Annotated in this window: 9 protein-coding genes and 2 pseudogenes; 9 read left to right on the top strand and 2 right to left on the bottom strand. The window is 57.5% G+C overall.

All coding sequences use genetic code 11. The annotated features are described in order from the left end of the window. The 6 genes from H663_RS40620 to H663_RS40600 form a co-directional block, all read left to right on the top strand. Nucleotides 1–1,297, top strand: a 1,297-nt coding sequence (locus H663_RS40620) for an ATP-binding protein (protein WP_133240097.1), incomplete at its 5' end; no start/stop codon positions are given. Between the two features lie 345 nt (nucleotides 1,298–1,642). Beyond that, the gene (locus H663_RS42450; RefSeq protein ID WP_276309860.1) at nucleotides 1,643–1,777 is read left to right on the top strand and encodes a hypothetical protein; all 135 of its coding nucleotides are present in this window, start codon (nucleotides 1,643–1,645) and stop codon (nucleotides 1,775–1,777) included. A gap of 141 nt (nucleotides 1,778–1,918) precedes the next feature. Then, nucleotides 1,919–2,494, top strand: coding sequence for a TetR/AcrR family transcriptional regulator (locus tag H663_RS40615; RefSeq protein WP_053171325.1), 576 nt, complete (start codon nucleotides 1,919–1,921; stop codon nucleotides 2,492–2,494). A gap of 62 nt (nucleotides 2,495–2,556) precedes the next feature. Beyond that, nucleotides 2,557–3,162 (top strand): NADPH-dependent F420 reductase, encoded by a 606-nt coding sequence (locus tag H663_RS40610; protein WP_053171328.1) that lies wholly within the window; start codon nucleotides 2,557–2,559, stop codon nucleotides 3,160–3,162. 36 nt (nucleotides 3,163–3,198) lie between these two features. After that, nucleotides 3,199–3,609: a cupin domain-containing protein gene (locus H663_RS40605; RefSeq protein ID WP_053171331.1), complete on the top strand. Its 411-nt coding sequence runs from the start codon at nucleotides 3,199–3,201 to the stop codon at nucleotides 3,607–3,609. Nucleotides 3,610–3,713: 104 nt separating this feature from the next. Next, nucleotides 3,714–4,439 carry an SDR family oxidoreductase gene (locus tag H663_RS40600; RefSeq protein WP_053171334.1) on the top strand — a complete coding sequence of 242 codons (726 nt, stop codon included), beginning with the start codon at nucleotides 3,714–3,716 and terminating at the stop codon, nucleotides 4,437–4,439. 72 nt (nucleotides 4,440–4,511) lie between these two features. Here the strand turns inward: H663_RS40600 and H663_RS40595 are convergent. Together H663_RS40595 and H663_RS40590 are read right to left on the bottom strand one after the other, a co-directional pair. Further along, nucleotides 4,512–4,736: pseudogene (locus H663_RS40595) on the bottom strand (MarR family winged helix-turn-helix transcriptional regulator); the annotation flags it as partial. Between the two features lie 462 nt (nucleotides 4,737–5,198). Further along, nucleotides 5,199–5,444, bottom strand: a complete 246-nt coding sequence (locus H663_RS40590; RefSeq protein WP_053171337.1) for a hypothetical protein — start codon at nucleotides 5,442–5,444, stop codon at nucleotides 5,199–5,201. 36 nt (nucleotides 5,445–5,480) lie between these two features. Here H663_RS40590 and H663_RS40585 point away from each other — a divergent pair, with 36 nt between their 5' ends. The 3 genes and pseudogenes from H663_RS40585 to H663_RS40575 form a co-directional block, all read left to right on the top strand. Next, nucleotides 5,481–7,034: an ABC transporter substrate-binding protein gene (locus H663_RS40585; RefSeq protein WP_133240096.1), complete on the top strand. Its 1,554-nt coding sequence runs from the start codon at nucleotides 5,481–5,483 to the stop codon at nucleotides 7,032–7,034. Further along, nucleotides 7,031–7,753: a response regulator gene (locus tag H663_RS40580; RefSeq protein ID WP_053171344.1), complete on the top strand. Its 723-nt coding sequence runs from the start codon at nucleotides 7,031–7,033 to the stop codon at nucleotides 7,751–7,753. The genes H663_RS40585 and H663_RS40580 overlap by 4 nt, the downstream gene beginning before the upstream one ends. Beyond that, a pseudogene (locus H663_RS40575) lies at nucleotides 7,750–8,277 on the top strand (ATP-binding protein); the annotation flags it as partial. The gene H663_RS40580 and the pseudogene H663_RS40575, both read left to right, overlap by 4 nt.

Raw genomic sequence — 8,277 nt, 5'->3', positions numbered from 1 at the left:
GGACTTGCCGTCGGCCTACCGCGTTATCCTGATCGAACAGTTGCGTTCTATGGGTGGCACACGCTTTTTTGTCAATGTCAATTCATCCGAGGTGCCTGTCATACCTCTGCGTCAAAAGGAGCTGGCAGATCTGGTTGTTTCCAGCGTTGAGCATGCGATGCTTGAAAACTTGCCGTCGCTTGCTCAATTGCGGGTACAAATGACCATGCCCGACAAGCTGTCGATCTCGCCAGGCGGTACGCTGGTGACCGATTTGCCGTCCGCTTGGGTGGAGTCGTCTTTGCTAACTCAGCCCCGGCCTGCGCCATTGCTGGTGATCCAGACACAACTGGAGCCGACAAGCTGGCTGTTTTTGGCAGCGCGCATGCCAGATCCTTATTTTTTGGACAACGCAGATCCATTGACCTGGGAAAGGATGGGGCCACAACTCATCACTTTGGTGACCGTACTGGTGCTTTTAACCCTTGTGGTACGCAGTCTGACCCGACCTCTGGAGCACATGGCTCAGGTGACAAGCCGGTTTGCCAGTGCGATCCATGTGGAACCGGTGCCGGAAACCGGCAGTGCCGAAATGCGCCGGACTGCGCGCGCCATCAACGAAATGCAGGCAAGCATTCAGAAGTATGTTGAAGATCGCACCCGTCTGTTTGCGGGGATTTCACACGATCTGAAAACCCCCATCACCCGACTCAAACTGCGCACAGAATTGCTCGACGACGACGAATTGCGCAACGATTTCCACGAAGATCTGGATGAACTCGATGAGATGGTGATAAACGCCCTGCAGGCTGTTCGGGACAGTCAAATTCATGAGAATTTGAGCGATCTTCCTCTGGACCGGCTCATCGAACGCTTGATTGCCCCTGTCAACGAGCGTGTCGAATGGGCAGGCGAAAGCCTGACCGTCAAGGCCAAACCGCTGGCCTTGCGCCGGGCGCTTGGTAACCTGATCGACAACGCACTGCGTTATGGCGATCGACTTTCCATCCAGGTACAACGGCAGGATGACTGGGCTGCCATCTTGCTGCTAGACAATGGTCCGGGCATCCCAGTTGACGACTTGGACAAGCTCGGTCAACCCTATGTCCGACTTGAACACGGGCGGCAACGCAACCCAGGAGGCAATGGCTTGGGACTCAGTCTGGCGCGTGAACTTGTCGCTTCGCTGCAGGGCATGCTGACATGGCGCAACCACCCTCAAGGAGGTCTTGAAGTGACGGTCAAGGTGCCGCTTGCGCCAGCTGCAACCCCAGCTTGGGAAGCAGATACTTTTGATGGAACCCAAACAAGCAGTTGATAGCCGAAATTGAGGCGCAGGCTCTGCTCATACGAACAAATCAATGCACGCATCAATCGACCCTGGTTGGCCGTGACGTTGCCTGGACGCGAAAATTTGGACCGCACAGCAAGCCATTCGTAACTGTGGATCACTTGGGCTGCCCCTTGCACCCCGGAGGGGCACGATCCACTGGTCGATGGGTGTCAGCTATCGATTCGGCCCGATGAAGTCTGAACCGTGTGTTGCCAGTTGGCAGGATTTTGTAGGAGCTTGCCCTGCAAGCGAAAAGCCAGTGGTCCACAAACCTCTGATCGCCAGCAGGACTTGAAGTGGACCCCACCGAAGTGACACGCACGCACTGCCTTGCAAAACGCAGCGTCTGTGGCCTCTTTGATGCTCACCACAGAGTGCATGATCTCCGAAGCCCCGAAGGACGAGTCCGGCGCTGGCGGCGGCGGCATGCCTGACATGGGCGGCATGGGCGGCATGGGCATGTAAGTGCCCCGCTGTCTGGACTGAGGGTTTGCGCCCTCACCCGGCCAACACATCAGCCCCGCAAGGTGAAAGCCTTGCGGGGCTTTTTTCTTATCGAATTCCTCTTGATGGACTATCTACTGATAGGTTGATACAATAGCTGCTATGAATTCTGTTATCGATCGCCGCCAGGACATCCTCCAACACGCCAGCAGTCTGCTGCGAACGCGTGGCTTCAACGCCTTCAGCCACCGCGATCTGGCCGAACGCACGGGGGTTAAATCTTCATCGATCCATTATCACTTTCCCACCAAACAGGATGTGGGCATTGCGCTTATTCAACAATACCGCGAAGACCTTGCGATGACGCTCCAATCGCTGAACAACCTCCCTGTATCTGATCGCCTGGCGTGTTTTGTAGCCCCTTTCGTTGAATCCGCCCAATCTGGAAATCAATGGTGCTTGGCGGGCATGTTGGCCAGCGATTTCAACAGCCTGGATGAGCTTCTGCGCTACGAAGTGCGTCGGTTTTTCGATCTGGCCGAGCACTGGCTGGCCGATCAAACCCTTGCACTGCAGCCGGAACTCAGCCCGGATGACGCACGCGTACGTGCCCAATCGGCCATGGCCTTGCTGGAAGGTGCCCTTCTTCTGGCCCGTGCACAGCAAGATGCGCAACGCATGCACAACGCACTGACCCTGTTTTACGCCCTGCTGGGCGCATCCCCTGCAAAAGCCTGATCCGGCTTTTGTTTTTTTCACCTCGAAATCTATCTATTGATAGATACCCAAAAGGAGTTTTTATGAATATCGCTATTCTGGGCACCGGCAACGTTGGCCAACGCCTGCACCACCTGCTGAGCCCGCATGTCGCATCGTCCCTGCTGTGCGCACGCCAACCCCAACCAGGCACCCCTGGCTTTGCCCAAGGAGCCGCCCAAGCCGATGTGGTGCTGCTGGCCATTCCATTTACCGCACTGGCCGACGTGCTGCCCGGCCTGCAGGCCGCCCTGCGCGGCAAGATCGTGGTGGATTGCACCAACCCGCTCAACGCCGACTGGTCGCCGCTGCTGCTCGGGCAGGAAAATTCCGCTGGCGAGGAGGCCGCCCGTTTGCTGCCTGAAGCGCGCGTGGTCAAGGCCTTCAACACCATCTTTGCAGACGTCATGACCGCCGAGCGTCAGGACCGAGGCGGCCTGCGCACCACCGCTTTTGTGGCTGGTGACGACGAACATGCCAAGGCCGCCGTGCTTTCGCTGGCCAACGCCGCAGGCTTTGCCCCGGTCGATGTGGGACCGCTGACCATGGCCCGCCACCTCGAAGCCATGGCGCACCTGAACATCCAGATCGCCGTGGGCCAGAAAGGCGGCACCAACGCAGCCTTTGTTTACCACCAGCAGGCCGCTTGAGCCGCATGACCCTCCCTCTCTTCACAAGGACACACCATGATTCGCAAATCACTCACCATCGCTGCTTTAGTCGCTGCCTCCTGCTTCGCACATGCCGGAGAAGTTTTCCGCTTTGACCAACTCAACTGGCAATCTGCCGGCATGAAAGGGGTGGACATGACCATCCTGTGGGGCAAGGAAGAAGACAGCACCGCCGTGTACGCCTTCCGCATCCAGCCCGGCGTGGTCATTCCCGCCCACACCCACTCGCGCGATTACTGGGGCGTTGCGGTTCAGAGCAAATGGGCACACATCGATGAAAAGGGCAAAAAGGTGGTGACGGGTCAGGAAGCATTTGTCCGCATTCGCGCCAACGACTCGCATGCCGATACTTGCGTCGGCCCTAAGGCCTGCATCAACATCATTGACTTTGATGGTGCCCGAGACATCACCTTCCCGCAAAAGTAAGTTCCAAGCGGCTGCGGTACTCACACACCTGCGGCCAGTTTCGGCCCATTATTGATACATCGCCCTGGTCACGAACAGGGCTTCATCCCCTTGAAAGGTCCACCATGTCATATCCCCAAAATTTTCTGAACCAGCATGTGGTCATCACGGGCGGCTCCAGCGGCATCGGCCTGTGCTTGGCGCAGGCTCTTGCTGAACGCGGGGCGCACCTGACCCTGCTCGGACGCGATCTGCGAAAACTTGAAAATGCCGCCGCTCAAGTGAACGGCCCCGTGCAAGTTGCCAGCGTGGACGTGAGCAACGAACAGGCCGTGGCCAAGTTCTTTGACGGGGTGGACCGCGTGGACCATCTGGTCACTGCCGCAGCAGGCACAGTGCGTGGCACGGTGCAGGAGCTGGAGGTTGCACAGGCCCGAGCGCTGTTCGAGAGCAAGTATTGGGGCCAGTATCACTGCGCAAAATACGCGGCGGGCAAGCTCAGCACACACGGCTCCATGGTCATGTTTTCAGGCTGGATCAGCCGAAAACCCATGGCCGGTGTGTCCACGCTGGCAGCGGTGGACGCGGCCATAGAGGCTCTGGGCCGCACGTTGGCTCTCGAACTCGCGCCGCGCCGTGTCAACGTCGTCACGCCCGGCATGATCGATACGCCCCTGTGGTCTGCCCGCCTGAGCGCGGATGCGCAGCGCGAGCACTTTGCTCGCATCGCCAGCAGCCTGCCGGTGGGCCGCGCCGGCACACCCCAAGACATTGCGCACGCGGTGCTGTTCCTGCTCGAAAACGGCTTCACCACCGGTGCCGTGATTGATGTGGATGGAGGCCAGCGCTGACCGGTAAACATTGCCCGGTCAGAGCGTCACCCTCAGACCAGACGGATGTCCACCGGAATGTTGCCGCGCGTGGCGTTGGAGTAAGGGCGTGAGCGTGCCCGAGTCGAGCCCCAGCCGCTCGCCCAGCGCTGACACCTTCTGGCCATTGCTTTCCCGCAACACCAGCATCACCAGGTATTGCGGGTAGCTCAGCCCCAGTTCATCGAGCAGCGGTTTGTACAACTTGGACATGGCCAGTGAAGCCGAATGCAGGGCAAAACACAGCAGGTGATCGAGCTGCTGTGAAGTGGGGCACACTTGGGTAGGCCTGAGCGAAGGCCACGCAAGTCATGACCAGGTGTGTGGGACTGATTCCGTCAAACGCGAAGTTGACAATGCGCAGCGGGGCTTTGTTGCACTCTTTGTAAAAATTTTGAAGCCAAATGTCGCATCCCGGATGATCCCAGAAAACGCAGTTGAACGCGCCCGAGGGTGCTGACCTAAAGGGGCAATGACAAGGCGCGATGAGACCGCAGACTGCCCCTTGCAACGACGAACAACGCCGCGAGTGCCCCCAGGGCTGTGCCATCGGGTGCTTAGCGGCATCACCCACACGGTGAACGTGCTTCATGGTCACAGCGTTCAGGCTGCGCAAGGGTCTCCAGCGGGTTCAAAGCGGCCAACTGCTTATTCCAGATTCAATACAAAGCTGCGTGACTCACTCGCGGGCCTACCGTGCAGACTTGACCCACACCGAAGCATAGTTTTCAGCCGCCGCCGTTAGTTCTGCATGCATTCGAGTGCCCGCAATTGCTGTTGTGCTGCGCTAAGGAACTGCGCGAGTTGGCTGGCCTCGTAGCGGGCTGCGCGCAATGCACCACGCAGGTGATACCGCTCGGCCTGCCTGTTGCGTTCATACGCCAGGCGAAGGGCCTGTGCTACCGCATAGTGGCATTGAAGGACTTGGTCTTCCTCGTTGTCAGTGACACTCGGATTTGTTGAATTGTGTGCGGTTTCGACAGTCATGTTCTAGGACTCTTTGATATCAGTGGCCCGGTTTGCTTGGGTCCGCTTGAAATGGATGCAACTTTATTGCGTATTTATTCATTAATAAAACGCCGAGGGTGCACAATTACAGTGTTTTTCCTGAAATTGATCCATTGCGAGTCTATTGAAGTGCATTGCGTAACGCAAACCACACAAAAAACCTCTCTCATGAAATGTAAGTCATTGATTTTAATGGTTTTTTCCAAAATACTCAGACCTTTCATTCAGACTTCGTTACAGAAGGCGAAACCTTGCAGAGCGGAGGCATGCCAATGCAAATTAGGACGCAGTGCAGACAAAGTTACATTTCGTCATTTTTTGAATGCTTCGGTGTTTCTGGGCATGCTCTCTGTACCCTTTGTCACACATGCGCAGACCCTCGATGTCATGCATTGGTGGACTTCGGCCAGCGAACGCAGTGCCGCCAATGCGCTGGCACAGGCCTTCAATAGCCATGGCTTACAGTGGCAGGATGCGGCAGTTGAGGGTGGTGGAGGTGGAGCCGCCGTCAAAGTGCTGAAAAGCAGAGTGCTGTCGGGTTCGCCACCGGCTGCTGCCCAGATCATTGGCACGATGCTCACGGACTGGGCCGATATGGGCCTGGTGCTGCCCCTGACACGTGTAGCGGCCCAAGAAGCATGGAAGCAGCAAATCTTCCCGGAAGTGCTGCATTTGGTGACACACAAGCATCAACCCATCGCGGTACCCTTGGGGATCCACCGCATCAACAGCGTGTTGTATCAACGCACCATATTTGACAAACTGGAGATGCCCCCTCCCCGTGATTGGGCAGCACTGGAAGGTGTGGCGCGGCGACTTCGCAATGCGGGCATCACGCCGATTGCTTGGAGTGACGAAAATTGGCAGGTGGCCACCGTGTTTGAAGCAGTGCTCCTGTCCTACGCGGGACCTGAACTCTATGAGCGCCTAGTGCGGGCAAGACACCCTGAGGCCTGGCTGGATCGGCGCGTGGAATCGGCGCTCAACCGCTTGAGATGGCTTCGGGACCTCAACGGCCCCATGCAGCGCCAGGAGTCAAACTGGATCGACAATGTGAAAGCCTTTCATGCTGGACGGTTTGGCATATTGATGAATGGCGACTGGGTCAGGGGTGAGTTGCTGGCCCTGACCGGTAGCAGCGACAGTTCCAGTTATTGTGCGCCCATGCCCGGCACAGAAGGCATGCACCTCTACAGCATTGACACCCTGAGCATGCTCAAGGGAAGCATGAGCAAGCAATCTGAACAGGAAAAAGCGGCAGCCCTGCTGACCAGCGTTACCCTTCAACGCAGCTACAACCGCGTCAAAGGCTCTGTGCCTGTGCTCAAGGATATCGATCCGAAGTTGCTCGATAGCTGCGCGCACGAGTCTTGGTCCACTTTTGCCAACCCCCGTGCGCATCGGGTCCCAAGCCTTGCCCACCGAATGGCTGCAAGCGAGGCCACCAAGGAGGCAGCAGCAGGCGTACTGCAACGTTTTGTCCTCAATAGAGGCGTTTCTGCCCAACAAACACAACAACAGTTGGCCGCAGTCATGCGAACCCTCCTCAAGGAAAATTCTCGCAAATGAAACGTTCCGTCATGCTGGTTGATGATGACCAGAAATTGCGTCTGTTACTCAAGACGTACCTTGAAAAAAACCAGTTTTCGGTACGACTTTCGCATGATGGTGCCAGCTTTCAGCTCGACTTCGAAAAGTTCCAGCATGAAATTGGCTTGGTCATCCTGGACGTGATGCTGCCCGACACCGACGGCTTCACCCTCTGCCGATGGGTGCGCAAAATCAGCAACATTCCCGTGATCATGCTCACCGCAAGCGCCGACGACACCGACAGGATCGTCGGTCTGGAATTGGGTGCTGACGACTACATTGGCAAGCCCTACAACCCACGGGAATTGCTGGCGCGCATCAAGGCCATCCAGCGTCGCTCCGGGGTGCTGAGTCATACCGACGCTGGTGTGCCTCGATACTGGCGATTTGAAGGGTGGACGCTGGATGTAACCGAGCGTCGGCTGAGCAATCCAGAGGGCTGCGATGTGCCACTGACTGGCATGGATTTCAATCTGCTGAAAATTTTCCTGGACAACCCCGGAGAGGTCATGGACCGTTCACGCCTGATGGAAGCGACGCGAGGGCGCGATCTGGGCCCGCTGGACCGCTCACTGGATGTGCAGATCAGTCGTTTGCGTCAACGCCTGCAGGACGATGGCAAACAAGCAGCAATGATCAAAACGGTACGCGGATCCGGCTATGCCTTCACTGCACAAGTGCAGTGCAGCCCTGAATGAGCAAGCGCCCGGACAAGGCCCCGGGCTGGCGAGCCTGGCTGCCCGATACGCTCCTTGGCCGGATGACCTGGCTCATGGTCATTGGTGTACTGAGCACACAGGGTCTTGGCAACTGGTTATGGACCCACCAGATCAGCGCTGGCGTACGGCAGGACAGCCTGCTCGCTGCCGCACACATGGCCACCAGTGCATCGGCGACCGTTCGCTATTTCCGGGACTTGCCGTCGGCCTACCGCGTTATCCTGATCGAACAGTTGCGTTCTATGGGTGGCACACGCTTTTTTGTCAATGTCAATTCATCCGAGGTGCCTGTCATACCTCTGCGTCAAAAGGAGCTGGCAGATCTGGTTGTTTCCAGCGTTGAGCATGCGATGCTTGAAAACTTGCCGTCGCTTGCTCAATTGCGGGTACAAATGACCATGCCCGACAAGCTGTCGATCTCGCCAGGCGGTACGCTGGTGACCGATTTGCCGTCCGCTTGGGTGGAGTCGTCTTTGCTAACTCAGCCCCGGCCTGCGCCATTG

The sequence above is a fragment of the Limnohabitans planktonicus II-D5 genome (assembly GCF_001270065.2).
GTDB lineage: Bacteria > Pseudomonadota > Gammaproteobacteria > Burkholderiales > Burkholderiaceae_C > Limnohabitans_A > Limnohabitans_A planktonicus.
Note: the sequence above shows the minus strand (reverse complement) of the source record. Positions and strands in the feature narration are given on the sequence as shown.

Coding starts and splice junctions, on each gene's coding strand:
- H663_RS40615 (WP_053171325.1), top strand. CDS start 1,919: ATGAATTCTGTTATCGATCGCCGCCAGGACATCCTCCAACACGCCAGC.
- H663_RS40610 (WP_053171328.1), top strand. CDS start 2,557: ATGAATATCGCTATTCTGGGCACCGGCAACGTTGGCCAACGCCTGCAC.
- H663_RS40605 (WP_053171331.1), top strand. CDS start 3,199: ATGATTCGCAAATCACTCACCATCGCTGCTTTAGTCGCTGCCTCCTGC.
- H663_RS40600 (WP_053171334.1), top strand. CDS start 3,714: ATGTCATATCCCCAAAATTTTCTGAACCAGCATGTGGTCATCACGGGC.
- H663_RS40590 (WP_053171337.1), bottom strand. CDS start 5,444: ATGACTGTCGAAACCGCACACAATTCAACAAATCCGAGTGTCACTGAC.
- H663_RS40580 (WP_053171344.1), top strand. CDS start 7,031: ATGAAACGTTCCGTCATGCTGGTTGATGATGACCAGAAATTGCGTCTG.